The organism is Pseudomonas sp. Root329 (assembly GCF_001424925.1).
Taxonomy (GTDB): Bacteria; Pseudomonadota; Gammaproteobacteria; order Pseudomonadales; family Pseudomonadaceae; genus Aquipseudomonas; species Aquipseudomonas arabinosi.
In genome coordinates this window covers 104,247-129,939 of record NZ_LMCV01000050.1, presented here as the reverse complement: position 1 = coordinate 129,939, position 25,693 = coordinate 104,247, and the positions used below count along the sequence as shown (strand labels likewise).

23 protein-coding genes are annotated in these 25,693 nt (G+C 59.7%); 1 reads left to right on the top strand and 22 read right to left on the bottom strand.

All coding sequences use genetic code 11. The features are described from left to right. Nucleotides 1–417: 417 nt before the first annotated feature. The gene (locus tag ASC74_RS29215) at nt 418–5,523 is read left to right on the top strand and encodes an NEL-type E3 ubiquitin ligase domain-containing protein (RefSeq protein ID WP_236713364.1); all 5,106 of its coding nucleotides are present in this window, start codon (nt 418–420) and stop codon (nt 5,521–5,523) included. Between the two features lie 63 nt (nt 5,524–5,586). On the opposite strand, the gene ureC is transcribed toward ASC74_RS29215, so the two are convergent. The 22 genes from ureC to ASC74_RS29105 form a co-directional block, all read right to left on the bottom strand. Next, the gene (gene ureC, locus ASC74_RS29210) at nt 5,587–7,287 is read right to left on the bottom strand and encodes an urease subunit alpha (RefSeq protein WP_056746287.1); all 1,701 of its coding nucleotides are present in this window, start codon (nt 7,285–7,287) and stop codon (nt 5,587–5,589) included. 171 nt (nt 7,288–7,458) lie between these two features. Then, nucleotides 7,459–7,767: an urease subunit beta gene (locus ASC74_RS29205; protein WP_056746285.1), complete on the bottom strand. Its 309-nt coding sequence runs from the start codon at nt 7,765–7,767 to the stop codon at nt 7,459–7,461. Continuing rightward, nucleotides 7,767–8,300: a GNAT family N-acetyltransferase gene (locus ASC74_RS29200; RefSeq protein ID WP_056746283.1), complete on the bottom strand. Its 534-nt coding sequence runs from the start codon at nt 8,298–8,300 to the stop codon at nt 7,767–7,769. Before ASC74_RS29200 ends, ASC74_RS29205 begins: the two co-directional genes overlap by 1 nt. A gap of 6 nt (nt 8,301–8,306) precedes the next feature. Further along, nucleotides 8,307–8,840, bottom strand: coding sequence for a GNAT family N-acetyltransferase (locus ASC74_RS29195; protein ID WP_056746281.1), 534 nt, complete (start codon nt 8,838–8,840; stop codon nt 8,307–8,309). Between the two features lie 9 nt (nt 8,841–8,849). Next, on the bottom strand, nt 8,850–9,152 hold the full coding sequence (gene ureA / locus ASC74_RS29190; RefSeq protein WP_033055605.1) for an urease subunit gamma: 303 nt from the start codon (nt 9,150–9,152) through the stop codon (nt 8,850–8,852). 256 nt (nt 9,153–9,408) lie between these two features. Then, entirely contained in the window at nt 9,409–10,248 is an 840-nt protein-coding gene (locus ASC74_RS29185) for an urease accessory protein UreD (RefSeq protein WP_056746280.1), read from the bottom strand. 44 nt (nt 10,249–10,292) lie between these two features. Next, nucleotides 10,293–10,991, bottom strand: a complete 699-nt coding sequence (urtE, locus tag ASC74_RS29180; RefSeq protein WP_056746278.1) for an urea ABC transporter ATP-binding subunit UrtE — start codon at nt 10,989–10,991, stop codon at nt 10,293–10,295. 131 nt (nt 10,992–11,122) lie between these two features. Continuing rightward, a complete protein-coding gene (gene urtD / locus ASC74_RS29175) occupies nt 11,123–11,995 on the bottom strand; it encodes an urea ABC transporter ATP-binding protein UrtD (RefSeq protein ID WP_056746276.1) in 873 nt (290 codons plus the stop codon). Beyond that, on the bottom strand, nt 11,992–13,071 hold the full coding sequence (urtC, locus tag ASC74_RS29170; RefSeq protein WP_056746274.1) for an urea ABC transporter permease subunit UrtC: 1,080 nt from the start codon (nt 13,069–13,071) through the stop codon (nt 11,992–11,994). Before urtC ends, urtD begins: the two co-directional genes overlap by 4 nt. Continuing rightward, nucleotides 13,071–14,573, bottom strand: coding sequence for an urea ABC transporter permease subunit UrtB (gene urtB / locus ASC74_RS29165; protein ID WP_056746500.1), 1,503 nt, complete (start codon nt 14,571–14,573; stop codon nt 13,071–13,073). Before urtB ends, urtC begins: the two co-directional genes overlap by 1 nt. Before the next feature lie 164 nt (nt 14,574–14,737). Further along, a complete protein-coding gene (gene urtA, locus ASC74_RS29160) occupies nt 14,738–16,003 on the bottom strand; it encodes an urea ABC transporter substrate-binding protein (protein WP_033055613.1) in 1,266 nt (421 codons plus the stop codon). Between the two features lie 232 nt (nt 16,004–16,235). Next, nucleotides 16,236–16,658 (bottom strand): hypothetical protein, encoded by a 423-nt coding sequence (locus ASC74_RS29155; protein ID WP_056746272.1) that lies wholly within the window; start codon nt 16,656–16,658, stop codon nt 16,236–16,238. 197 nt (nt 16,659–16,855) lie between these two features. After that, the gene (locus ASC74_RS29150; protein ID WP_056746270.1) at nt 16,856–17,866 is read right to left on the bottom strand and encodes a FecCD family ABC transporter permease; all 1,011 of its coding nucleotides are present in this window, start codon (nt 17,864–17,866) and stop codon (nt 16,856–16,858) included. Then, complete coding sequence (locus ASC74_RS29145; protein ID WP_056746268.1) at nt 17,863–18,810, bottom strand: ABC transporter substrate-binding protein; 948 nt, start codon at nt 18,808–18,810, stop codon at nt 17,863–17,865. Before ASC74_RS29145 ends, ASC74_RS29150 begins: the two co-directional genes overlap by 4 nt. Next, on the bottom strand, nt 18,807–19,595 hold the full coding sequence (locus ASC74_RS29140) for an ABC transporter ATP-binding protein (protein ID WP_056746267.1): 789 nt from the start codon (nt 19,593–19,595) through the stop codon (nt 18,807–18,809). The genes ASC74_RS29145 and ASC74_RS29140 overlap by 4 nt, the downstream gene beginning before the upstream one ends. A 214-nt stretch (nt 19,596–19,809) precedes the next feature. After that, a complete protein-coding gene (locus tag ASC74_RS29135) occupies nt 19,810–21,189 on the bottom strand; it encodes a PepSY-associated TM helix domain-containing protein (RefSeq protein WP_056746265.1) in 1,380 nt (459 codons plus the stop codon). A 123-nt stretch (nt 21,190–21,312) separates the two neighbouring features. Next, nucleotides 21,313–23,430, bottom strand: coding sequence for a TonB-dependent copper receptor (locus ASC74_RS29130; RefSeq protein ID WP_056746264.1), 2,118 nt, complete (start codon nt 23,428–23,430; stop codon nt 21,313–21,315). Between the two features lie 84 nt (nt 23,431–23,514). Next, nucleotides 23,515–23,961 (bottom strand): DUF2946 domain-containing protein, encoded by a 447-nt coding sequence (locus tag ASC74_RS29125; protein WP_056746262.1) that lies wholly within the window; start codon nt 23,959–23,961, stop codon nt 23,515–23,517. Nucleotides 23,962–23,981: 20 nt separating this feature from the next. Further along, a complete protein-coding gene (locus ASC74_RS29120) occupies nt 23,982–24,461 on the bottom strand; it encodes a copper chaperone PCu(A)C (protein ID WP_056746260.1) in 480 nt (159 codons plus the stop codon). Between the two features lie 48 nt (nt 24,462–24,509). After that, on the bottom strand, nt 24,510–24,908 hold the full coding sequence (locus tag ASC74_RS29115; protein ID WP_056746258.1) for a DUF2946 domain-containing protein: 399 nt from the start codon (nt 24,906–24,908) through the stop codon (nt 24,510–24,512). Nucleotides 24,909–25,025: 117 nt separating this feature from the next. Further along, entirely contained in the window at nt 25,026–25,349 is a 324-nt protein-coding gene (locus tag ASC74_RS29110) for a helix-turn-helix domain-containing transcriptional regulator (RefSeq protein WP_046044772.1), read from the bottom strand. Between the two features lie 4 nt (nt 25,350–25,353). Continuing rightward, nucleotides 25,354–25,689: a type II toxin-antitoxin system RelE/ParE family toxin gene (locus ASC74_RS29105; protein ID WP_046044771.1), complete on the bottom strand. Its 336-nt coding sequence runs from the start codon at nt 25,687–25,689 to the stop codon at nt 25,354–25,356. Between the last annotated feature and the right edge of the window lie 4 nt (nt 25,690–25,693).

Below are 25,693 nucleotides of genomic sequence, written 5' to 3'. Positions count from 1 at the left end.
CTTCGGTCTCGCTGGGGCTGACTTCTGTCGTGCCCTGAGGCGCATCCACTACTTGTTTGACGATAGGGCATAAGACCAACGCAAAACAAAGGGTGTTATATATGTATGTTCAACTCTTTAATAGTTGAACGATCACGCTATTGAATGGCCGTCGGTCCAGCAGTTTTTTAGTCTTTTATTTCAGGGGGTGGCGCTTAAGCTGATCACTCCTATCGTTACTTTGGTTGTTACATAATGTCTGAATTAAAAGGGTTGGAAGGTGTTGAACAAGTTCCGGTTAATCCAGTTGCACATAAAGGCCCTCACCACGAACGTATTGTCCAGGCGCTGCCCAGCGCTATAACAGAAGCGCCGGTGAGTAGACTGTTATCACTGGACGGTTTAAATGATTTAAATACAATTTTTCCCGATTGGTACATGAACGCGTCCAGCCTCAATCGGCGCTACCTCTCGCAACTGGTCGAGGAGCGCTGGCGCTTGCAAGCGAAGGTCGATGGCCCGCTGAAAAACCTGCAACAGGACATTCAGGCGTTCGCCAAACCCTTGCTGGCCACGCTCATCAGGTCGAATTTCAACACCCCTGTCGACGTCAGCCAACTGACGGTGAAGCTGTATGTGCCGGACAAGATTCTCCTGGCGATCGACCGTGGCGCCAGCTATCTGCGCGAATCCACGCTGCTGGAGGCGGCCTTGCATAACTTCGAAGAGCCGGAAACCGCTGAAGATCATTTTAGGAGCGGTTCCGGTGTGTATTCGAGGAACTTCAAAGGAGAGTTGAAACTTGAAGCAACAATGACTACCCAAAAAATAGCCACGCTGTGTCGGCGCCTGGATCTGGGGGGGCAGTATCAATCTCATATAAAAAGCATTCTGTTGCCGTCCGACCCGAAGGCCCGGCAGTTGTTGGAAGAGCATGCGCTGGCCGCGCAGAAAGCGTCCTTTAATCTGGACGCGTTGATGGCTTATTTGAAAAAAGATATCAGCGACTATGCCTACGGCAAACTTCAACAGGTGCGTGATGGCAAAAGCGGTATCACCTTTCATGGTCAGCCACTGCACCGGCATCGGCTCTCGCTGATGGGTTTCGCGTTGCACGGCATCGTGTTGTTCAGTGCGGTGAGCCAGCCGTCCAGGGTCAAGTCGTTGGTCGACGGCTTGACGCCCGACGGTCTGAAGTTCTGGAGCGACTGGTCGCAACGCATGCCGGCGCTGGCGGGTAGTACTTACGACGCATACAAACTGTTGCAGTCGTTCCTGGCCAACGGCCCTGCCGGTGTGCATGAGGACATGCTGCGCCGCGAAGATATCTATCAGCAAAGCCGACTGGATGGACCAGTGATTGCCTACGTGCCGGACGATCCGCTGCACCCGCTGAAAGAGTACGACTCGCTCGCCGACTTCATGAAAGAGCTGCTGAGCCAGTTGCGCGATACGGAGTATCAGGCGTTTTTCAGTCGCTTCGTGAGGCAAAAGGACAAGGGCAAATTCTTCGCCCGGGTCAAAGAGCGGCTGACGCGTGTTGTCTGGCAACAACGCGAGCCGTTGGACATGGGCCCTTGGTGGCGGGAAACCGCAGTCGAAAACCCGACCGCAGAGCCCATCACCAACCTGATTGGCGGGGACTTGTGGCAATGGCTGTGCGTCGACAAACGCAATAAAGCCATCGCCGATGCGCGGTTCATTGCGGTGCCGACCGGCGATGAGGATGCCGCCACGCGCTGGAAACGCCTGACCAGCTACCTGGACATCGGCTGGAATATTTTCAACTTCGTCGGGATGTTGATCCCCGGCGTGGGGGAAGTCCTGTTGGGGGTGATGGTGGCGCAGATCGCCGAGGAACTTCTGGAGGGTATCGAAGACTGGAGCAAGGGCGACCGGGAGGAGGCCGGGGCGCATATCAACGGGGTGCTGATCAACTTTGCCCAATTGGCGCTGATGGGCGCCGGGCATGTGCTGCCCCTGGGGGCCGTCGCAACGGTCAAGCCCAGCGCGCTGATCGACAGCCTTGAACCGGTGGAGATGCCCGATGGCAAGACCCGATTGTGGAAAACCGACCTCGGGCCTTATGCGCACCCGGTGGCGCTGCCGGCCAATGCCGTGCCCAACGACATCGGTTTGTTTGAACAGGGTGGCAAGCAGTGGCTGCGGCTGGAAGAAAGGCACTATGAGGTGAGCCAGGACCCGGTGACGGGTCAGCATCGGCTGGAACATCCGCAGCGTCCCACGGCCTACAAGCCGGTGGTGGAGCACAACAAGGCCGGTGCCTGGAAGGTCGAGACCGAGCGGCCGCTGGAGTGGGAAGCGAAACGGTTGATGCAGCGCATGCACACCACGCTCGACGGATACTCTGCGCAGACGTTAGGCATGATTCAACACGTGAGCGGGGTAGACGAAAGCCTAATGCGCCGGTTGCACGTCGAGCATGAAACCCCGCCCGCGCTGCTGCGCGATACCTTCTTGCGCTTCAATACCTATGCCGATGCGGAACGATTCCCGCAGCACATCGCGGCTAACCAGATTCCAGAGACGATGATTGGCTTTGTGCCAGAGGTCACGGTTGAACTGCCGCGTTGGCCCGAGAATAGGGCGCTGGAAGTTTTCGAGGCGTCGGATCGTTCCGGGACCTCCGTCAAACACGGCAATGCAACGGCATCCGAGCCGATGACGATCAAGGTCAGTCGCTCCGAAGTGGCTGCCGGTAAGCTGCCCGAGCGAGTCATTGAATCGCTGAACGAAACCGAGATTCGCGACCTGCTCGGCGATGAGGTCGCGGTGGGTACACCTGAGCGTATTGATGCGCTACGCAAGCAGTTGGTCGTGCAGGCAGGGAAGCACAAGAAAACCGTATTCGATGCGCTTTACAAAGGCCGCGATGTTTCCAGCGACCCTCGTGTGCAGCGAGTGCTCAATGACGCTCCGGAGTTGCCGGCCAGCGTTGCACTGGAATTGCTGGAGCATGCCGAGCCGGCCGATCTGCAACACCTGAGCGAAAAACAGCGTCTCTCGCTGCGCTTGCGTCAACAGGCCCGGGCGGTGCGTGACCGGGTGCGATTGAACCGGGCTTATGAGGGCCTCTACCTTGAGGAACTGGCCAGTGCCGACTCGCGCAGGCTCGAACTGGGCTCCCTGGCCGGCCTGCCCGGGTGGTCCGATGAGGTGCGGATCGAAATTCGCGAACTGGGGTTTGCTGGGAAACTGCATGCCAGTGTGGGGCCGGAAAGTGCGCCCATCCGCAAGGTGCTGATTCTCGAGGAAGACGGGCGTTACCAGACGCGGGACGCGGATGATCGGCATTTGCACGGCAGCGATGAGTTCTATGCTTCGGTCTTGCACGCCCTGCCGGATGCGCAGCGCAACTCGTTGGGTTATGGCATTCACGAAGGCGCACGGCTCAAGTTTGCGATACAGCGCTCACCCCTGAGCCATGATCAGTTCGCGTCGACGTTGCTCGAGCATCCGATTCGTAAACCTGCTTACGATCCGCACACCATGAAGCTGCCTGGAGGCATGGACGGCTATCGAAGGGTTTCCGGGGAGTCGAATGCACGGCTTCGCGTGCGCAGCCTTTATCCAACCCTCACAGATACAGAGCTCGATGCGTTTATTGAGACCTTGCGCCAGCGAAATACCTCGGTTGGGCTAGAGGTCCAGGCGCTTGAGATCGAATTCAACCAGATGGTTACAACCCTGAAGCACTGGGTGAACGGGCCGACCCGGGATTTTCGTTTGAGCCCCAGTGGCATTGCCGAGTGGAATGCCAGGAATACCCTCGCCAAAAAGATCAGGCAGTGTTGGCAGCGTACGGGTCCAAGGCACGTGGATGCGAATGGGAGGGTTCTTGGACAGACACTGGACCTGAGCAATTTTGAATTGCATATGCACATCGATCGTATGCCCCGACTGGCGGCCAACTTCGATCACGTCACGCGTCTGTGGTTGAGCAACACAGGGCTATCAAACATCGATCAACCTTTTTTTCGGCCCTTTCGCAAAGTGCGCTCGCTGGACCTGGCGCGGAACAAATTGACGTCGGTGCCATCGAGTATCGCCCAGATGCCGCACCTGACAGACCTGGATCTCACGCGCAACCGGATTGTGCTTAGCATCGTCGATCGCGAGATGCTCAAAAACCGTACCCGACTGATCAGTTTACGTCTGGGTGAAAACCCGCTGGGGTTGTTACCGAACGTCAGTCGCATGCCTGACTTGCATACCCTGGTGCTGTCTCACACTGGGGCCACCACGTGGCCGCCCGGGTTGTTTGACCTGCCACGGTTCAGGCACTTTTTCCTGGACCTGCGCCACAACATGTTGACGGACATTCCGCAGGTTGCACCGGGCACGTGGAGTGCAGAACTGTTGGGGCGTACGTGGCTAAGCCGCGAACCCGAGTGGATGTCGGCCGAAAATCTGGAGCGCCTCAAAGACTATGTTCGGTCGGTGGGCATGGACCCTGAGCGTAGTTACCCGCCTACGGGTGTGCGCACCAGCATCCAATGGGAGGAAGGATTGACCCATCATAAATGGGCAAACAAGCAAGTGGTCTGGAACGCGGTCGAGGATGAATTCAACTCAACGGATTTTTTTGAAGAGATCTATGCCCTGGGCCAGTCCGCCGACTACACCGCCAGCAGGGTCTATCGAGCCGATTTGACGGCCAAGGTCTGGCGAATGCTGGACACCATGGCTGAGAACGCTCCATTACGAGAGCAGTTTTTCAGGGAGGCCAACATGCGATCCAACTGCGTCGATGGCGCCACACAGCTTTTCAACGTCATGGGTGTGGAGGTGCTGGTCCACGAAGCATTGGCGCTCGGCAATAATGGTTTGATCGAGGCTGAGCTGGTGAGCCTGGCAAAGGGCAAGTCGCGCCTGGATGAAGTCGAGAGAATCGCCAAGCGTCATATCGTGGCGCGCGAGGCGGCGGGTGAGCAATTCCGACGTGAGGACGCCGCACGTAATGTCACAGGCACCATCGATGAGGTGGAGGTTCACCTGGCCTTCATGACGGACCTGGCGCAGCGGCTGGACCTGCCGTGGCAGGCGCGCGGCATGCAGTTTCGCAAGATCGCAGGCGTCACCAGCGAAATGATCGAGGGCGCCTATCAACGGGTTTTGGGGCTGGAGGAGGGCGACCGGCTGCGTAACTCGATTGCCGAGCAACCTTTCTGGAGGTCCTTTGTCGAGCGATCGAACCGGGCACGCTTCAGGGCGATTGATCGCAAGACCATTACCACCACCGAGTTCAAGGTTGCCCTGGATGAACGGGCCGACAGCGCAACGCTGTCGCTGGAGGAAAAGGCCGGTTTGAAAGAGCGAATCCGCGTACTGGCCGCTGAGCTTGGCGAGCCGGAAAGTGCCTTTGCCCCCGGCCAGATCATGACCGACGAGGTCTATACCCAAGCGCTGGAAACGATCAAGGCCGACCGTGAAGCCTTGCTGTTGCAACTGACCCAGGAAGCCATGGACCGGGCGAAACTGAATCGGGTTGAAATACCTTTTACGGTTGCCCCGGGCAACTGATATCCGAGCGTCTCAGCCTCGAGTGCCGCATTGTGCACTCGGGGCTTTTGTGCGCTTGAGGCGTCAGAACAGGAAGTAGCGCTGCGCCATCGGCAACACATCCGCCGGTTCACACCACAGCAAAACCCCGTCAGCCTTGACCTGATAAGTCTGCGAATCGACGTCGATACTCGGCAGGTAATCGTTGTGGATCAGGTCGGTTTTTTGCACGTCGCGGCAGCCTTTGACCACGGCGATTTTCTTTTTCAAACCCAGGGCTTCGGGCAACCCGGCATCCGAAGCAGCCTGGCTGATGAAGGTCAGGCTGGTGGCGTGCAATGAGCCGCCATAGCTGGCAAACATCGGACGGTAATGCACCGGTTGCGGCGTTGGGATCGAGGCGTTGGCGTCGCCCATCAGGCTGGCCGCGATGGCGCCACCCTTGAGGATCAGCGTTGGTTTGACGCCGAAAAACGCCGGGCGCCAGAGCACCAGATCGGCCCATTTACCCACTTCGACCGAGCCCACTTCATGACTGATGCCGTGGGTGATCGCCGGGTTGATGGTGTACTTGGCGATGTAGCGTTTGGCGCGGAAGTTGTCGTTGCCTTCGCCATCACCGGGCAACGGTCCGCGCTGCTTTTTCATCTTGTCGGCGGTCTGCCAAGTGCGCGTGATCACTTCGCCGACCCGGCCCATGGCCTGGCTGTCGGAGCTGATCATCGAGAACGCGCCGAGGTCGTGGAGGATGTCTTCGGCGGCGATGGTTTCACGACGGATGCGGCTTTCGGCGAAGGCCACGTCTTCGGCAATGCTTGGGTCCAGGTGATGGCAGACCATCAGCATGTCGAGGTGTTCGTCGATAGTGTTGCGGGTGAACGGCCGGGTCGGGTTGGTCGAGCTCGGCAGAACGTTGGCAAAGCCGCAAGCCTTGATGATGTCCGGCGCGTGACCGCCGCCCGCACCTTCGGTGTGATAGGTGTGGATGGTGCGGCCCTTGAAGGCGGCGAGGGTGGTTTCGACGAAACCGGATTCGTTGAGCGTGTCGGTGTGGATCGCCACTTGTACGTCGTACTGGTCGGCGACGTTCAGGCAGTTGTCGATGCTCGCCGGGGTGGTGCCCCAGTCTTCGTGCAACTTCAGGCCGATGGCCCCGGCCTTGACCTGTTCGATCAGCGGCTCGGGCAGGCTGGCGTTGCCTTTGCCGGTGAAGCCAATGTTCATTGGGAACGCATCGGCGGCCTGGAGCATGCGCGCCAGGTGCCACGGTCCGGAGGTGCAGGTGGTCGCGTTGGTGCCCGTGGCCGGGCCGGTGCCGCCGCCGATCATGGTGGTGACGCCGCTCATCAATGCCTCTTCGATCTGCTGCGGGCAGATGAAATGGATGTGCGTGTCGATGCCGCCGGCGGTGAGGATCATGCCTTCACCGGCGATGACTTCGGTGCTGGCGCCGACTGCAATAGTGACGTTCGGCTGGATGTCCGGATTACCGGCCTTGCCAATGGCAGCGATGCGGCCGTCCTTGAGGCCGACGTCGGCCTTGACGATGCCCCAGTGGTCGATGATCAGCGCGTTGGTGATCAGGGTGTCGACGACCTCGGCCGCGAGTAATTGGCTTTGGCCCTGGCCATCGCGGATGACTTTGCCGCCGCCGAATTTCACTTCTTCGCCGTAGGTGGTGAAGTCTTTCTCGACTTCGATCCACAGTTCAGTGTCGGCCAGACGGACCTTGTCACCGACGGTGGGGCCGAACATGTCGGCATAGGCTTGTCTTGAGATTTTCATGCGCTTGCCTTGGGATTCAATTGTGTTTGAGACCGCTCGCGTAGCTCGCTATCGCAGCCTCGCTTCGCTCGACAGCTCCTACAGGTGTTCACACACGTTTGTGGTTGCACGCGGTCCTGTAGGAGCTGTCGAGTGAAACGAGGCTGCGATCTTTTGGACGCACAGCAGAAATCAGTCGAGATCACCCATGATCCTGCCGGCAAACCCGAACACCCGGCGATGCCCGGCCAGGTCAATCAACTCGACCTCGCGGCTCTGTCCCGGCTCGAAGCGCACGGCGGTGCCGGCGGGGATGTTCAGGCGCATGCCACGGCTGGCGGCGCGGTCGAAGGTCAGGGCGTCGTTGGTTTCGAAAAAGTGATAGTGCGAGCCGACTTGGATCGGACGGTCGCCGCTGTTGGCCACTTTCAAACTGACGGCGCGGCGGCCCACGTTGAGTTCGATGTCACCGGGCTGGATCTGGTATTCACCAGGAATCATCAATGGGCTCCTTGGAGAATCTTGTAGTAGAGGGCGGTCGGTTTGTAGCGACCGCTCGGGTCGCAGGCATAGTCGGGGATTACGCCGGCGCGGGTGTAACCCAGGGCTTTGTAGAAGTCTTCGGCGGGAGAGCCGGCCTCGGTGTCGAGGTAGAGCATGCCGCGCTTGTGCTGGAGGGCGGCCGTTTCCAGCGCACTCATCAACTGCTGCCCCAGACCCCGGCGACGCGCATGTTCACGCACCAGCAGTTTTTGCACTTCGGCGCGGTTCAGGCCATTGGCTTTCTGGCACAGGGTCAGTTGCACACTGGCCTGCACTTGCTCGTCCTTGACCACCACCCACAGCAGCACGTTGCCCTTGTTCAGGTTCTCCTGGACATCATCGAAATAGGCTCGGGCCTGGGCGGCGTCCAGATTGGCCATGAACCCGACGCTGGCGCCATAGCCGACGGCGTCGAGCAGCAGATCAATCAAACCCTGACGATAGTGCGCAAAGCTTTCAACATTGACGCGGCGCAGTTGGGCGGCGTTCATGGGCAATTACTCCTTGTTGGCAGTCGGCGGCTCCGCGCCAGGATTGAGGGTCAGTTGCATAAAAGTCAGGTCCAGCCAGCGACCGAACTTGGTGCCCACCTGAGGCATCTTGCCGGTCGTCACAAAACCGGCTCGTTCATGCAGGCGAATAGACGCGGCGTTACCGCTTTCGATGGCGGCGACCATCACATGTTTGTCGCAGCCTTTGGCGCGCTCGATCAACGCGATCATCAATTGCGGGCCGAGACCATTGCCACGCTGGTCGCTACGCACGTAAACCGAATGCTCGACGGTGTGGCGGAACCCGTCGAACGGCCGCCAGTCACCGAATGAAGCGTAGCCCAGTACCGTGTTGTCGCCGTCGACGATCACCAGAATCGGGTAGCCCTGGGATTGCCGGGCGCTGAACCAGGCCTGGCGGTTACCCAGGTCCACGGCCTGTTCGTTCCAGATGGCCGTGGTGTTGAGCACGGCGTCGTTGTAGATGTCGCGGATCGCCGGCAAGTCGGCATGCGCTGCATCGCGGATGTGGTAAGTCATGGCGCGGCCTCAGGCGATCGGTTGGTGAACGGTGACCAGTTTGGTGCCGTCGGGAAAGGTCGCTTCGACCTGGATCTCCGGGATCATTTCCGGGATGCCTTCCATCACTTGTTCGCGGCTGAGCAGGGTCGTGCCGAAGTGCATCAGCTCGGCCACGGTCCGGCCGTCACGCGCGCCTTCGAGCAGCGCGGCGGAAATGTAGGCCATGGCTTCCGGGTAGTTGAGTTTCACGCCGCGCGCCAAACGTCGCTCGGCCACGAGGCCGGCGGTGAAGATCAACAGCTTGTCTTTTTCGCGTGGGGTCAGGTCCATCGTTTGGAATCCATCTGGGCAGATAAAAAAGGTATTCGGATCTGTAAACACAAAACCCCTGTGGGAGCGGGCTTGCTCGCGAAAGCGGTGTGACAGGCAACATTGATGGCGACTGATCANAAAAGGTATTCGGATCTGTAAACACAAAACCCCTGTGGGAGCGGGCTTGCTCGCGAAAGCGGTGTGTCATTCAACACTGATGCTGACTGGCACACCGCTTTCGCGAGCAAGCCCGCTCCCACATTTGGATCGCATTTCAGGTGTTCCATATTCTGGGTGGGACAGCTTCTCGGTCGAGCAACGCAGGCCTGAGCATTCGCCACAAATCAATCAACCAGCCTCGTGCCAGCAGTGCTTCACTGGCCAGGCAACGTGCGACTAAAAGCCCCGGTAACTGGGTCAGATCTCCGCGCACGTCATGGGGCAGCGAACGGCAACGCTCCAGTAAGTCGCTATCAATCTCACCGGTCACCAACAACGTCGCAAACACCGGTTGCCCATCCAGGCCAATCGGCGAATCAAGCAGACCATCACTCCCGACAATGCGCTGGCGTTCATGCCAGAGCAACTGGCCGTCACGGCGGATGTCCAGTTGCGCCTGAAAATGCCCGAGGTCGAAACGCTCGCCGCTGGCCGGGCGACCTAGCGCCACCACATCCCAGTAAAACAACCGCGCATCGCCTTCCAGATCAATTGAAGTGCTGAGCTCCGCCTGGGCGTCGCTGAAGATAATCGTCTCTTGTGGCAACCATTCCAGTGTCGCACCGCTCGCCACTTTCAAATCCAGCTGCTGATAAGCGGGCCCCGCTGCGCGATACCACTTGGCCGCGCCGGGGCTGGTGATTTGCGCCCAGGCATCGCGGCCGACACTGGCCGAGATGTCCAGCCGATCACCGCCGGCAATCCCGCCCGGCGGGTGCACGATGATGTGCTGGCAAACTTCCGGCCCTTCGGCATACAGGTGCTTCTGCACCCGCAGCGGGCCTTTGTGACGGCGCTGAACCGGGCGCGTACTGTCGCCGAATCGGGCGTAGCCGAGTTCCAGCTCAGCGTGCCAGCTGGGGGTAAACACGGCAGTGGGAACAGGTAAATTCATGGCTTCTAATTATCGTTAGGACGCTACAGATTAGATCTGTAGCCTTATATCGTAACCAGACCGCGTACACCCTCGGCCTCCATATTTTCTCCGCGACCCTGTTGCACGATTTCGCCCCGGGACATCACCAGGTACTGATCGGCCAGTTCGGCGGCGAAATCGTAGAACTGCTCCACCAGCAAAATCGCCATATCACCACGGGCTGCAAGCTTCTTGATCACTGCGCCGATTTCCTTGATCACCGATGGCTGGATGCCTTCGGTGGGCTCGTCGAGAATCAGCAAGCGTGGACGGCTGGCCAACGCTCGGCCGATCGCCAATTGTTGCTGCTGGCCACCGGACAAGTCGCCGCCGCGGCGCTGCTTCATCTGCAGCAGTACCGGAAACAGCTCGTAGATGAACGCCGGGACTTCCTTGGCTTCAGCGCCGGGAAATCGCGACAGGCCCATCAACAGGTTTTCTTCCACGGTCAGCCGGCCGAAAATTTCCCGACCCTGAGGCACGTAAGCGATCCCGGCATGAACCCGCTGGTGTGGCTTGAACGCGGTGATCGGTTTGCCTTCCCAGTTCACCGCGCCTTCTTTGGCCGGCAACAAACCCATCAGGCACTTGAGCAGGGTGGTCTTGCCCACGCCGTTGCGCCCGAGCAGACAGGTGACTTCGCCGACCTTCACCTCAAACGTCAGGCCCCGCAGGATGTGGCTACCGCCGTAATACTGGTGCAGCTTGTCGACTTGCAGCATTCTCAAATCCCCCTCAATCCCCTGTGGGAGCGAGCCTGCTCGCGAAGGCGCAGGCACATTCAACATATGAGTTGCCTGACACACCGCTTTCGCGAGCAGGCTCGCTCCCACAGGAGTATGTATTTGCAGGTCTACCGACCGAGATAAACCTCGATCACGCGCTCGTTGTCCTGCACCTGCTCCAGCGACCCTTCGGCCAGCACGCTGCCCTGGTGCAACACGGTGACGTGGTCGGCGATGGAGCCGACGAAACCCATGTCGTGTTCCACCACCATCAGCGAATGCTTGCCCGCGAGGCTCTTGAACAGTTCGGCGGTGAATTCGGTTTCGGCGTCGGTCATGCCCGCCACCGGCTCGTCGAGCAGCAGCAGTTGCGGGTCCTGCATCAGCAACATGCCGATTTCCAGAAACTGTTTCTGACCATGGGACAGCAAACCCGCCGGACGATTGACCGACGTGGTCAGGCGAATGGTCTCCAGCACCTCGCTGATGCGATCTTTCTGTTCGCCACTCAGTCGCGCCCGCAGGCTGGCCCACACCGATTTGTCGGTTTTCTGCGCCAGCTCCAGGTTTTCAAAAACGCTCAAGGCTTCGAACACGGTCGGCTTCTGGAACTTGCGACCGATGCCGGCCTGGGCGATCTGCACTTCGCTCATCTGCGTCAGGTCGAGGGTTTCACCGAACCAGGCCTTGCCGTGACTGGGCCGGGTCTTGCCGGTGATCACGTCCATCAGCGTGGTCTTGCCCGCACCGTTGGGGCCGATGATGCAGCGCAATTCGCCGACGCCGATGTACAGATTCAAGTCATTCAGTGCCTTGAAACCATCGAAGCTGACGCTGATGTCTTCCAGGGTCAGGATCGTGCCGTGACGGGTGTTCAGACCGGGGCCGACGCGTTGGCCGAGGCCGATGGCGTCGCGGCTGCTGCCGGCGTCTCTGTTGGGTTCCAGTGGCGGAAAAAATGCCGGTTCGAGCATGAATTCAGCTGTCGCAGTGACTCTCATTGTTCACCCCTTTTTTTCAGCAAGCCGATCACGCCTTTGGGCAGGTACAGGGTCACGACGATGAACAGCGCTCCGAGGAAGAACAGCCAGTATTCCGGGAAAGCCACGGTGAACCAGCTCTTCATTCCGTTGACTACACCGGCACCGAGCAGCGGGCCGATAAGTGTGCCGCGACCACCCAGCGCCACCCAGACCGCGGCTTCGATGGAGTTGGTCGGTGACATTTCACTCGGGTTGATGATCCCGACTTGCGGGACGTACAGCGCACCGGCCAGGCCGCACAACACCGCGCTCAACACCCAGACAAACAGCTTGAAACCGCGCGGATCGTAACCGCAGAACATCAGGCGGTTTTCCGCATCCCGCAGGGCGGTCAACACCCGGCCGAACTTGCTTTGCGCCAGCTGCCAGCCGATGAACAGGCTTGCCACCAGCAACACCACGGTGGCGAAAAACAGCACGGCGCGAGTCCCCGGTTCAGTGATGCCGAAGCCGAGGATGGTGCGGAAGTTGGTGAATCCGTTGTTGCCGCCAAACCCGGTTTCATTGCGGAAGAACAGCAGCATCCCGGCGAAGGTCAGGGCCTGGGTCATGATCGAGAAATACACGCCCTTGATCCGCGAGCGGAAGGCGAAGAAACCGAACACCAGCGCCAGCAACCCCGGCGCCAACACCACCAGACACATCGACCAGAGGAAACTGCTGGTGCCGGTCCAGTACCACGGTAATTCGGTCCACGATAGAAAGGTCATGAACGCTGGCAAGCCATCGCCCGAGGCCTGGCGCATCAGGTACATGCCCATCGCATAACCGCCGAGGGCGAAGAACAGGCCGTGGCCGAGGGACAACAGACCGGCGTAACCCCAGACCAGATCCAGCGCCAGGGCGACGATGGCGTAGCAAAGAATCTTGCCCACCAGCGTCAACGTGTAAGCCGAGACGTGAAACGCGCTGTCCGGCGACAACAACGACAGCAACGGCAACGCCAGCAACAGAGCGAGGATTACCGCGCCAACGGCAATCGTGACTTTTGGGCCGGCCTTTTGCGTGGCCGTGAGCATCAGGGGCTGGTTCATCAGTCGATCACCCGTCCTTTCAGTGCGAAGAGGCCTTGCGGACGTTTCTGGATGAACAGAATGATCAGCGCGAGGATCAGGATCTTGCCGAGCACGGCACCGATCTGCGGTTCGAGAATCTTGTTGGCAATGCCGAGGCCGAACGCGGCGAGCACGCTACCGGCCAACTGGCCGACGCCACCGAGCACCACCACCAGGAACGAATCGATGATGTAGCTCTGGCCAAGGTCCGGGCCGACGTTGCCGATCTGGCTGAGGGCTACGCCACCAAGGCCAGCGATGCCTGAGCCGAGGCCGAAGGCGAGCATGTCCACGCGCCCGGTCGGCACACCGCAGCAGGCGGCCATGTTGCGGTTCTGGGTGACGGCGCGCACGTTCAGGCCCAGGCGCGTCTTGTTCAGCAGCAACCAGGTGAGCACCACCACAAACAGCGCGAAGGCGATGATCACGATGCGGTTGTACGGCAGCACGAGGTTGGGCAGCACTTGAATCCCGCCCGACAGCCAGGCCGGGTTGGCCACTTCGACGTTCTGCGCACCGAACACCAGTCGCACCAGCTGAATCAGCATCAGGCTGATGCCCCACGTGGCGAGCAGGGTTTCCAGCGGGCGGCCGTAGAGGTGGCGAATCACCGTGCGCTCCAGCGCTATGCCGATGGCGGCGGTGACGAAAAACGCCACCGGCAACGCGATCAACGGGTAGAACTCGATGGCTTGCGGGGCGAAGCGCTGGAACATCAGCTGCACCACGTACGTCGAGTACGCGCCGAGCATCAGCATCTCGCCGTGGGCCATGTTGATCACGCCGAGCAGGCCGAAAGTGATCGCCAGACCGAGGGCCGCGAGCAACAGAATAGAACCCAGCGACATGCCGCTGAAGGCTTGGCCGAGGATCTCGCCGATCAGCAGTTTGCGTTTGACCTGCGCGAGGCTGGTTTCAGCAGCGGTGCGTACACCGGCGTCGGCTTCGACACCAGGTTGCAGCAGGCTTTCGAGGCGAGTGCGAGCCAGCGGATCACCGGTTTCACCGAGCAGACGCACCGCGGCGAGGCGTACGGCTGGGTCGGTGTCCACCAGTTGCAGGTTGGCCAGGGCCAGGCTTAAAGCGGCATGGACACTTTCATCTTTTTCGCCAGCCAGTTGCTGGTCGAGAAATTTCAACTGCGCCGGTTTGGCACTTTTCTGCAATTGCTGCGCGGCGGCCAGACGGGTTTTGGCGTTGGTGGCAAGCAATTGGTGGCTGGCCAGTGCGGTGTCGATCAAACCCCGCAGACGGTTGTTCAGGCGCAGGGTTTTGGCTTGGCCGTCGACGGTCAGCTCGCCTTGTTGCAGGGCGTTGATCAGCTCGATACGGGCCGGATCGGGCTGCGCGGCCCAGGTTTCCAGAAGTTTGGCTTGCTGCACGGGATTGGCCGCGACGAAGTCTTCGGCGTCGCTGGCGTGGGCGGCCATCGGCAGCAAAAGTGCGATGGCGAGGATGAAACGGTAAAGGGCAGTGGGCATGTCATTGGCCTTGCGCGAACTTAATGTGGGAGCGGGCTTGCTCGCGAACGCGGTGTGATCAGTCGCCATCAATGTTGCCTGTCACACCGCTTTCGCGAGCAAGCCCGCTCCCACAGGGGGTTATGTCAGCCCTGAGCTCCGTGCTCGGCCCGACACCCAGTGGCTTAGTTGCTCTTCACCGCATAATCCGGCTTCTTGTCGTTACCCGAGATGAACGGGCTCCACGGCTCGGCACGGATTGGCCCTTCGGTCTGCCACACCACGTTGAACTGACCGTCCGCCTGAATCTCGCCGATCATCACGGGCTTGTGCAGGTGGTGGTTGGTCTTGTCCATGGTCAGGGTGTAACCCGACGGCGCGGCAAAGGTCTGGCCAGCGAGGGCTTCGCGGACTTTGTCGACGTCAGTGGACTTGGCTTTCTCAGCCGCTTGCGCCCACATGTGGATGCCCACGTACGTGGCTTCCATCGGGTCGTTGGTCACCGCTTTGTCGGCGCCTGGCAAGTTGTGTTTCTTGGCGTAGGCTTTCCAGTCGGCAACGAACTTCTTGTTCGCCGGGTTCTCGACCGATTCGAAGTAGTTCCAGGCCGCGAGGTTGCCCACCAGCGGTTTGGTGTCGATACCGCGCAGTTCTTCTTCGCCGACCGAGAACGCCACGACCGGAACGTCGGTGGCTTTCAAACCCTGGTTGGCCAGCTCTTTATAGAACGGCACGTTGGAGTCGCCGTTGACCGTGGAGATGACCGCTGTCTTGCCACCGGCCGAGAATTTCTTGATGTTGGCCACGATGGTTTGATAGTCGCTGTGGCCGAACGGGGTGTAGACCTCTTCGATGTCCTTGTCCGCCACACCTTTGGAGTGCAGGAACGAGCGCAGAATCTTGTTGGTGGTGCGCGGGTAAACGTAGTCGGTGCCCAGCAGGAAGTAACGCTTGGCGCTGCCGCCTTCTTCGCTCATCAGGTATTCAACCGCCGGAATCGCTTGCTGGTTCGGCGCGGCGCCGGTGTAGAACACGTTCGGCGACATCTCTTCGCCTTCGTACTGCACCGGGTAGAACAGCAGGCCGTTGAGCTCCTCGAACACCGGCAACACCGACTTGCGCGACACCGACGTCCAGCAACCAAACACCACCGCCACTTTGTCCTGAGTCAGCAGTTGACGGCCCTTTTCAGCGAACAGCGGCCAGTTCGACGCCGGATCGACCACCACCGGTTCCAGCATCTTGCCGTTCACGCCGCCCTTGGCGTTGATCTCATCGATGGTCATCAGCGCCATGTCTTTGAGCGACGTTTCGGAGATCGCCATGGTGCCGGACAACGAATGCAGAATACCGACCTTGATGGTCTCGGCGGCCTGGAGGCTCCAGGTCATGCCCATCGCGGCAATCGATGCCGATAGTGTGAAAGCCTTGATCAAGCTGCGACGCTTCATTGTGCGATCTCCATGAACTTATGAATTTTCTTGGTTGGCAGATGCGGACTACTGAAGGGTCTTTAGCAAGGGCTGTGCCTGGTCGGCAAAAGGCAGGGAAATGTCGTATTAGAGCGGTTGCGCGATGCACCCAGCGCACCATGAGGGGACGTCACGGGCGGGTTGGTGCAATGGGGTGCGCCAGATTGGTGCTGCTGACAACCGTTCAAACTGGCGCGAGTGCGGAAGGGGGTTAGTGTTTTACGCAGGTTTCCATGCCGTGGCCGCCGCCTTCGTACTCTGGGCCATAGTAGTATTTGGTAAAGGAGACTTTTCCATCAGGCGTTGTATCTATGTTTGCAATACCGACACCATAGTCTTTCAGTGCAGGATCAGTGTGTGCAAAGTAGACCGCCAATGACTTTAAGTGGGCGGCAGCAAAACCGTTGTATCTGGAGTTGTCTTGCAGTATCAGTGTGAATTGGTAGGCGCCGTAATCGCCGGTGCTTTGTTCAGGGTTGAGTTTCAAGTCGACCGTTCCTTTGTACTCGCCAATATGGCTATCCATGCCGGTGCATTGGTAGTGGCCACTGTAGTCAACGCCGGTGAAAGGCGGCTGAGTCGCCCACGCTGGCGCTGAAATGAATGCAATTGACGCCATGATTTGCTTGAACATGTTGACCTCTTTCAGTTCTTGTAGGAACTATGTCAATTCATATGTAGGAAATATCCCAGTTCACGAGTTTGCACATAATTCATTGCCCTGCTCGCGGCGCACAAGTTATGTGTTTGAGGGTAAGTTTGTTAAGGCTTAACTTAAAACAAGATTTTTCCAGTCTTATTCAGGGCAATTGCTTAGAGGCAATAGCAACGTCAGCGTCGGCGCATGAGCCCGATGAAGAACAAGCCACCGATGGCGGCGGTGGCGACGCCGATGGGCAGGTCTTCCGGGGCGATCAGGGTGCGGGCGGCGACGTCGACCCAGACGAGAAAGACGCTGCCCAACAATACGCACACCGGCAGCAATCGCCGATGCTCCGCTCCGACCAATCGACGAGCAATGTGCGGCACCATCAGCCCGACAAATCCGATGGAGCCGCTGATCGACACCAGCACCCCAGTCATCAGCGACGCAATCAAAAACACCCGCAACCGCACGGTACGAGCATTGAGCCCGAGGGTCACGGCCGTCTGCTCGCCCGTCATCAATGCATTCAACGGCCGCGCCATGCCCAGCAACAACACCAACCCGAGCAACACGCTGGCCGCCGGCACCGCCAGCAACTCCCAACGCGCCAACCCGAGCCCGCCAAGCATCCAGAACATCACCGCCGAACTCGCACGGTGATCGCCGAGAAACAGCAGCAGATTGGCGATCGCCATCATCACGAACGACACCGCGACGCCACACAGCAGCAGCCGATCACTGTCCAGCCGCCCGTTGCGGTTGGCGATCATCAGCACGATCAGCATGCTCAGCAACGCGCCGATAAACGCCGCGATCGGCAAGGTCAGCAATCCGGCGATTTCACCGACATGCAGCACCACGATCACGGCACCGAGGGTCGCGCCGGAGGTGACCCCAAGCAGGTGCGGATCGGCCAGCGGATTGCGCGTCACCGCTTGCAGCACCGCACCGATCAGCGCGAGCCCGGCGCCCACCAACGCGCCAAGCAACATGCGCGGCACGCGAATCAGCCAGACGATGTGTTCCTGCCCGGCGGCCCAGTCCGGCACGCCGAAACCGAAAATCTTGTGCAGCAAAATCCGCCACACAACATTCACCGGCACCCGCGCCGGGCCAAAGCCCAGCGACACCACGCACGACACCAGCAACAACGCGCCGAGGGCCACCAGCAGCAAGGCGTAGCGACGATTGATCATTCGCCGTGGAAACCCTTGGCCAGGGTTTCAACCGCCAGCACGTTGTCGATCCCCGGCGTGGCCTGCACATACGGAATCACGATGAAGCGCTGGTTCTTGATCGCGTCCACCGACTGCAGCGCCTTGTTGTTGAGCAGGAATTGTTCTTTCTGCTCGGCAGTGACTTCGCCGTAGTCGACGATCACGATCACCTGCGGATTGCGCTCGACCACGTTCTCCCAGTTGACTCGCGTCCAGCTCGATTCGACGTCATCCAGAATATTGCGCCCGCCAGCGGCATCGATCAGCGCTTGCGGCATGCCAAGTCGGCCAGAAGTCATGGCGCGGTCTTCACCGCTGTCATAGAGGAACACGCGAGGTTTGTCCGCCGGCAGATCCTTGCGCACTTCGGCGACTTGCGCCTGCATCTGGGCGATCACGGTGTTGGCGCGATCCTGCATGTCGAAGATTTTGCCGAGGTTGCGCAGGTCGTTGTAAGTGTCTTCCAGGCTGGCAGGCGGACGCTTCATCACGAACGCGCAGGACTCGGTCAGCTCGTAGACATTGATGCCCAGCGGCTGCAACGTTTGCGGTGTCAGGTCACCGCCCACGCGCATGCCGTAATCCCAGCCGGCGAAGAAGAAATCAACGTTGGCGTTGAGCAGGGTTTCCACCGACGGGTACTTGGCCGCCAGCTCCGGCAAGCCATCGAGGATGGTCTGCATCTGCGGTGTGACCGACTTCCAGCCGGTCACACCGCTGTACCCGGCCATGTTTGGTTTGAGGCCCAGGGCGAGCATCATCTGGGTCATGTTGATGTCGTGGCTGACCGCGTGTTTCGGCGCTTGCTTGAAGGTCACTTCGCGGTTGCAGCTCTGCACGGTCAACGGGTAGTGAGTGGCCTCGGCAAATGCTTGGGCATTGCCCAGCAACAGGACGACGCAAAGCAGGGAACGCAAAGTCATGATTGGGTTATCCAGGTGATTCGTGGGTAGCCGTGCAAGGGATGTTCATCGATCAGCGCTTCGACGCCGAACACGTCGCGCAGCAGCGGGGCGGTCAGGACTTCTTTGGGTGTGCCGCTGGCGACGATGCGGCCGTGATTGATCACGTACAGCCGATCGCAGAAAGCAGCCGCCAGATTGAGGTCATGGATGCTCGCCAGGGTGCCGATCTTCAGGCGTTTGACCCGTTGCAGCAGTTCGAGCTGATAGCGTGGATCGAGGTGATTGGTCGGCTCGTCGAGGATCAGCATTTGCGGTTGCTGAGCCAGGGCGCGGGCGAGGATCACGCGCTGTTTTTCACCGCCGGAGAGGGTAGCGAAGGCATGCTCCTCGAAGCCTTTGAGACCGACTGATTCGAGGGCTTGGGTCGCAAGATTTCTGTCTTCGAGGGTATCGCCGTCGAACAGACCTTTGTGCGGTGTGCGGCCCATGGCGACGACTTCATCGACGGTCAGACCGAAGGCGTCGGGGAACTCCTGCAGGACCACGGCGATGCGTTGCGCACACCAGCGCGAGGATTGCTTCCAGACGTTGTGGTGGTCGAGCTTGACCTCGCCGGCCTCGGGTTTGCTGAAGCGCCAGGCACAGCGCAGCAGGCTGGTTTTGCCGCTGCCGTTGGGGCCGATCAGACCCACGAACTCACCGGGGAGCACGTGCAAGGTTGCATCACGCAGTTGGAACTGATGATGGCAATGGCCGTGGCCCAGGGGTGTCCAGGCGAGGTTTGTGAGGTTCAGCGAGGTCATGCGTTAACTCTGAGATTTTGGGGGTGTTGCTGACGGCCCCATCGCGAGCAAGCTCGCTCCCACAGGGACAGCGCAATACCTGTGGGAGCGAGCTTGCTCGCGATGGGGCCGTAGGATCAGAACGGCATTTTGCGTTACACAGTAACACTAAAAATGACCGGGAGATAAGCGCGGGAAGTCTACAGATCCCTCTAAACCGCGCATCTCGCCTGTTTCATGATGAAGGTGAGGCCGATTCAGTTTGCCGATTGAATCGCGACAGCAGCACCCGATCGAGCAGCCAGACCACCACCAGCGAAGCGCCCACCAACGGAAACGCCACCGCCAATGCGAACATGATGACCATTGCGGTTTTCCATTTCGGCAGGTCGTGGCGCAGCGGCGGAACACCGAATTTGCCTTGCGGGCGGCGCTTCCACCAGATCACCACGCCGCTGACGGCGCTGAGCAGAATCATCAGGCAGATCAGCAGGATGATGATCTGATTGAGCGGGCCGAACATTTTGCCTTCGTGCAGCATCACGCCGATTTCCGTTGCGCGGGCGACGGTGCCGTACTGCTCGAAACGCACGTCGGCGAGGACGTCGCCGGTGTATTGATCCACATGCAGTGTGGCGTCGTTGCGTGGGTCGTCGGCGAACACGGCGATGGTGAACACACCCGTGGCGGTTTTCGGGAAGGTGATGCTGTAACCCGGTTCGACCTTGCGTTGCACAGCGATGTTCTGCACGTCCTGCAAGCTGATGGTCGGTGCGGCGGAGCCCGCTTGCGCGCTACCGTGGGCCATGTGTTCGGCGTGGTCGCCGGACATTGGCATCGGTGTGTTTTCCATCGCCCAAGGCACGGTCTGGCGGGTGGCGGTGTTGAGGCTGCGGGCCTCGACATCGGACTTGGGCACGTTGTCCCACATCGCTGCCGGAAAGACATTCCACACTTCGGCGTATTGCTTGCCCCAGAACCCGGTCCAGGTCATGCCGCTGAGCAGCATCACCAGCAGCAACGACGCGCCCCAGAACCCGGTCACCGCGTGGAGGTCACGCCAGAGCACTCGACCGCGACTGCTCAAGCGTGGCCACAGGATGCCGGCCGCCTGGCCGCGCGGCCACCACAGAAAGACGCCGGAGACCACCAACACCACGCCCCAACCGGCGGCCAGTTCGATCAGTCGATCACCGACGGTGCCGATCATCAATTCGCCATGAATCGCTCGCGCAACGGCTTGCAGATTCTTTTTGGCGTCTTGCTCGCCGAGGATGTCAGCGTGGTAGGGATCGACGAATACGTTGAGCTCGTTACCGCCATCGATCACGACAAATTGCGCGCTGCGTTCGGCGTTGACCGGTGGCAGGTACTGTTTGATCGTGGCGTGTGGATAAGCCTCTTTCACCCGCTTGAGCAAGGCATCGGCCGGGACGCTGTGATGCCCGGCGGGGACATTCAGCAGGCTGCCGTACATCAACGGATCGAGTTGCGGCTTGAACAGGTAAATGATGCCGGTCAGGGCCAGCATCACCATGAAAGGCGCGACGAACAGACCGGCATAGAAATGCCAACGCCAGGCCATGTTGTAGAAATTCGGTTTGGGCTGTTTCATCGGTTGTGCTCCGCTTTGGCAATTCAATTGTCTTGGAAAGATCGCAGCCTCGTTTAGCTCCTACAGGGGGTACGCGTTCTAATGTAGGAGCTGGCGTAGCCTGCGATCTTTTGACTTTTCTTGTTAGAAACTCATGTCCACCTTGGTCCAGAGCGTGCGCCCCGGTTCTTTAATGGCTTGCGGGTCATTGGCCGGATAGCCAAAACCAGCGTTGCCGGCCAGGTTCAAGTGCTCGGCGTAAGCCTTGCCGAACAGGTTGTCGACGCCGGTGCTGACCTTCCAGTTTTGGTTGATCCGGTACGCGCCATTGAGCGAGAACACGCCAAAACCCGGGGTCTTGCCGAAGTCTTTGCCGACGACGTTGCCCTTGTTCTGGTCGATGCGGTTTTGCGCCGCGACCACGCGCCACAAGGCCCCGGCGCTCCAGTTGTCTTCGCTGTAGGTCAGGCCGAAACGGGCATCCAGCGGCGGCATTTGCGGCAGTGCGTTGCCGTCGCTGCTGTTCTTGCCCCAGGCGTAGGCCAGGGTCGCATCGGCTTTCCAGTTGCTGGTCAGCTTGTAGGCCGCACCCAATTCGCCACCCATGATCCGCGCGTCGATGTTCTGTGCTTGCGAGGTCATGCCCATCATTGTTGGCGTGTAGTTGAACAGGATGTAGTCGCGCACCTGCCCGACGTAACCCGAAGCCCAGGCTTCGAGGTCTTCGGTCTTGTATTGCAGGCCGAAGTCGAGCTGGGTGGTTTTTTCAGGCTTGATCGAATCGAAGGCATTCACCGATCCGGCGGGGCCGGACTTGGGTGAAAACAGCTCCCAGTAATCCGGGAAACGCTGGGTGTGACCGAGGCCGGCATACAGCGTGGTCGGGCTGTCAGCCAGGTCGTGCTCATAACGGACGAAGCCGCTTGGCAGTGTGTCGGCGCGGGTGTCGTCGGCGGTCGGGTTAGGGCGCGCCATCATCCCGGAGCCAGTGCTCTGCCGGAAATCCTTGGCCGAGGCGCGATCCAGTCGCGCGCCGGTAATCAGCCGGTCACGGTCGGCGGCGTACCAGGTCAATTCGCTGAACACGCCGTAGTTGTGGAAGTCGGCGTCCTTGTTGCGCGGCAAGTCCTTGTAGACGTCGATGCCCATGGCGCTGCGCTGGCGATGTTCGCTGGTCTGCGCATCGATGCCGCTGATCAACTGCACATCGGCCCAGCGCCAGGTGGCTTTGATCCGTGCGCCGAGGGTTCGACGGTCGACGTTGGAGGCCATCGGGCCGGCCATCATTCCGGTGCCGGACGGCGTGCGCAGGGTGTGGTTGTCCATCACGTGGTCGGCGTAGTTGTAGTAAACCTGCGCCTCGACCTTGTCCAGCACGTCGCCGATGTTCGACTTCTCGAAACGCAGGCCCAGGCTTTCGCGCTTGAACTGCGAGCCGTCCATGCCGCGTCCGGCGTAACGCGCTTCGCCATCGCCCTTGCCGGCGGTGAGTTCCAGCAGGGTGTCGGCGTCCGGGGTCCAACCCACCGCGACGTCGCCATTCCATTTGTCATAGCGCGACGGCACGGTGTCGTTGTTGCCGTCCCGGTAGTCGTCGGCATGCGCGGTGTTGCCGATCACTCGCACGTAACCCAATGGCCCGCCGGCAGCAGCGTCTACCACTTTGTCGAAACGGCCGTTGGAGCCGGCCAGTACGCTGGCGTTCACCCGCGTGCCGAGTTCGCCGAAACTCTCCGGCTCACGGTCGAAGAGGATGGTCCCGGCCGACGCGCCCGGTCCCCAGAGCACGGTTTGCGGGCCTTTGATCACGGTCAGTTTGTCGTAGGTTTCCGGCGAGATGTACGAGGTCGGTGCGTCCATTCGGCCGGGGCAGGCGCCGAGCAACTGGCCGCCGTTGGTGAGGATGTTCAGCCGCGAGCCGAACATGCCGCGCAGCACCGGGTCGCCGTTGGTGCCGCCATTGCGCACCAGGGCGAAGCCGGGGATGGTTTTCAGGTAATCGGCACCGTCGCTGGCCGGCACCGGTTGGCGCGGGTCCTTGGGGTTGGTGACGATGGTCAGTGGCGAACTCGGCGCAATGGCGGTGATCACCGTCGGGCTCAGTTCTTCGCTGTGACCGGCGTGTTCATCGGCCAGCACCATGGGGGTCAGCAGTGCACCGCAAAGGAACGCGGTGGCGTGCCTGAAACGAATGCTGGATTCGTTCAAGGCAAAAGAAGCTTGGGCAGCGCTCAAGCGCGTGTCAGCAGAAAACCTGGACATGACAATTTCCATCGAACAGTCGTAAACGACACGGCCGGCAGCCTGCGGCTGTCTTCTAAACCGTGTGAGATCGGAGGTGGGTGCTTACGCGTCGATGGGTGGGGCGCGGGTGCGGGCACCGGGGAAGAAGGTTTGCCGGGCGTGGCCCAGGCGAGGGGAGGGTGTGGTGAAGGTGGTGGCTGTTGGCGTGTCGAATGCGACGAAAGACTGGCCGCCGGTCAGCGCCGGGCAATTGAACAGCAGGCTGCAATAGCCGCATTTTTCCCAGAGCGCGTGATGTGAGGTTTTTGGCGGGCAGTGTTCGGCAGCGGGTTGTGCGTCGTGGACGGCGTGATCCATCGCCGACATGTCCATGCTCATGTCCATCGACATCGTCATGGACATCGAGGCGCGTTGATCCATCGGCATCGACTGAGAAATCAGCGGGCCGATAAAGATCATCAACATGGCGAACAGGCTGATCCAGCTGCCGCGCGTCAGGCTTAACGGCTGACGACGGTGTGCGGATGACCTGGCGCTAAGCGGGCGCATGGGCGTTTTTGCTCAGTCGCTTACTGGGCGTGGGCGTGTATCTGCATGCCTTCCGGCGGCTTCTTCTGCACCGAGACTTCGACCGTCACGTCGCCGGATTTTTCGAAGTGCATCGTCAGCGGGAAGCGTTTTCCGTCGCTCAACAGACTGCGGTCTTTCAGTTCCAGCAGCATCACGTGGTAGGCCATTGGCGCAAAAGTGACTTCGCCACCGGCCGGGATTTCGACACTCGGCACGTGCTGCATTTTCATCAGATCGTTCTGCATTACATGCTCGTGCAGTTGGGCAACGCCTGCAATCGGCGAGTCGACGCTGAGCAAGCGGTCAGCGGTTTTGCCACCGTTGTGAATCACGAAATACGCCGCGACCGTTGGCGCGTTTGGCGGCAACTCCTGCGACCACGGATGAGCGATCTCCAGCTCCCCGGCCTTGTATTCGTGAGCATTGGCAAAACAGGCAGGCAACAGCAACACAGCCAGGACGATGAGTTTGTTCAACATGGCAGTTCTCCAGAACGATTCAAAACGCAGGTCAATTGCGAGAAGGAATCACACCAGAGGGGAAGCGCGAGGATTAAGACTTGGCCATTGCTGGCGCGGTGTCGGTGTATCGAGAGAGGCGTGAAGCAGGCTTCTATTGGCCTCGAAACGCGCGAAGTACAGTTGCGGCACATGCCCGGGCAGCGCCACCAGTGGCGCGGAACCTGAACAGCACCAGCAATGTTGCATGTTGGAGTGATCGTCACTCTGCGGGGTTTTCTGTTCGATATCGCCCAGGGAAATCGCCACCATCTTGGTGCCGCTGGACGAACAGAAACTGCCCCACAACAACTGCTCGGCGGGTGATTTCGCCGTCTGCGCCATCGCTCCCGTCATCGGCATGGCGAGCATGTTGAACAGCACTGCGAAGCAGGCGATCCAGGCAAATGCGAGCCGTTGTCGGGACATGGGAAAAATCCGGTTGGGTGGGCGATCAAGCGCGGCTATTTAGCCTGATCAGGGCCGATAAGTAAAAAAGCGGCGTGCGGTGTGGTGTCGCAGTTAAAACCGCTTGTTTCAACGCCATCAGTGCGCACGTACCACATGTACTTGCATATCGACTCCAAGCGTAGCGCGAATGACGGCGAATATCGCAGCCAGGTTGTCCATGCTTGGGTTGCCCTTGGCAGACAGCATTCGATGGAGACTTTTGCTAGGTTTTGCTGTTTCTTTCGCCAACTCTTCGAAACCTACGGTAGCGTTGACTAGGTCACGCAAAATGATCCTGGCCATTTCAGGTTCACCATTAAGAAACAGAGTAGCAGCCTCGTCCAACAACGCCTGGGCGAACTCGGGGTCACGTTGGGCACGCTCGGCAATGGTGTGTTTGTAGCTTCGGGTGAGCGCCATGACTTTATCTCCGGGGTCGTTCGGCTTTTTTACGGGTTCGAAATTCAGCTATCAGTGTTTTTGCCTTTTTAATGTCGGCTTTCTGAGTGGACTTATCGCCTCCACCAAAAAGGATGATCAGGCGTTTCCCTTCTTGCACAAGATAGATTCTGTAGCCCGGCCCCCAATTTATTCGGTATTCGCCGAGACCTTCGAACCACTTGATGTTGGAGCTATGGCCTAGCTCTAGTCGGACCAAAGCGTTGGATACCTTAAGTGCTGCCTGAGCATTTAAGGTGGAAAACCAGCGCCCAAAGGGGCTTGTATCGTTTTCCTGCAAGTATTCTTCGAGTGTGATCACAGGC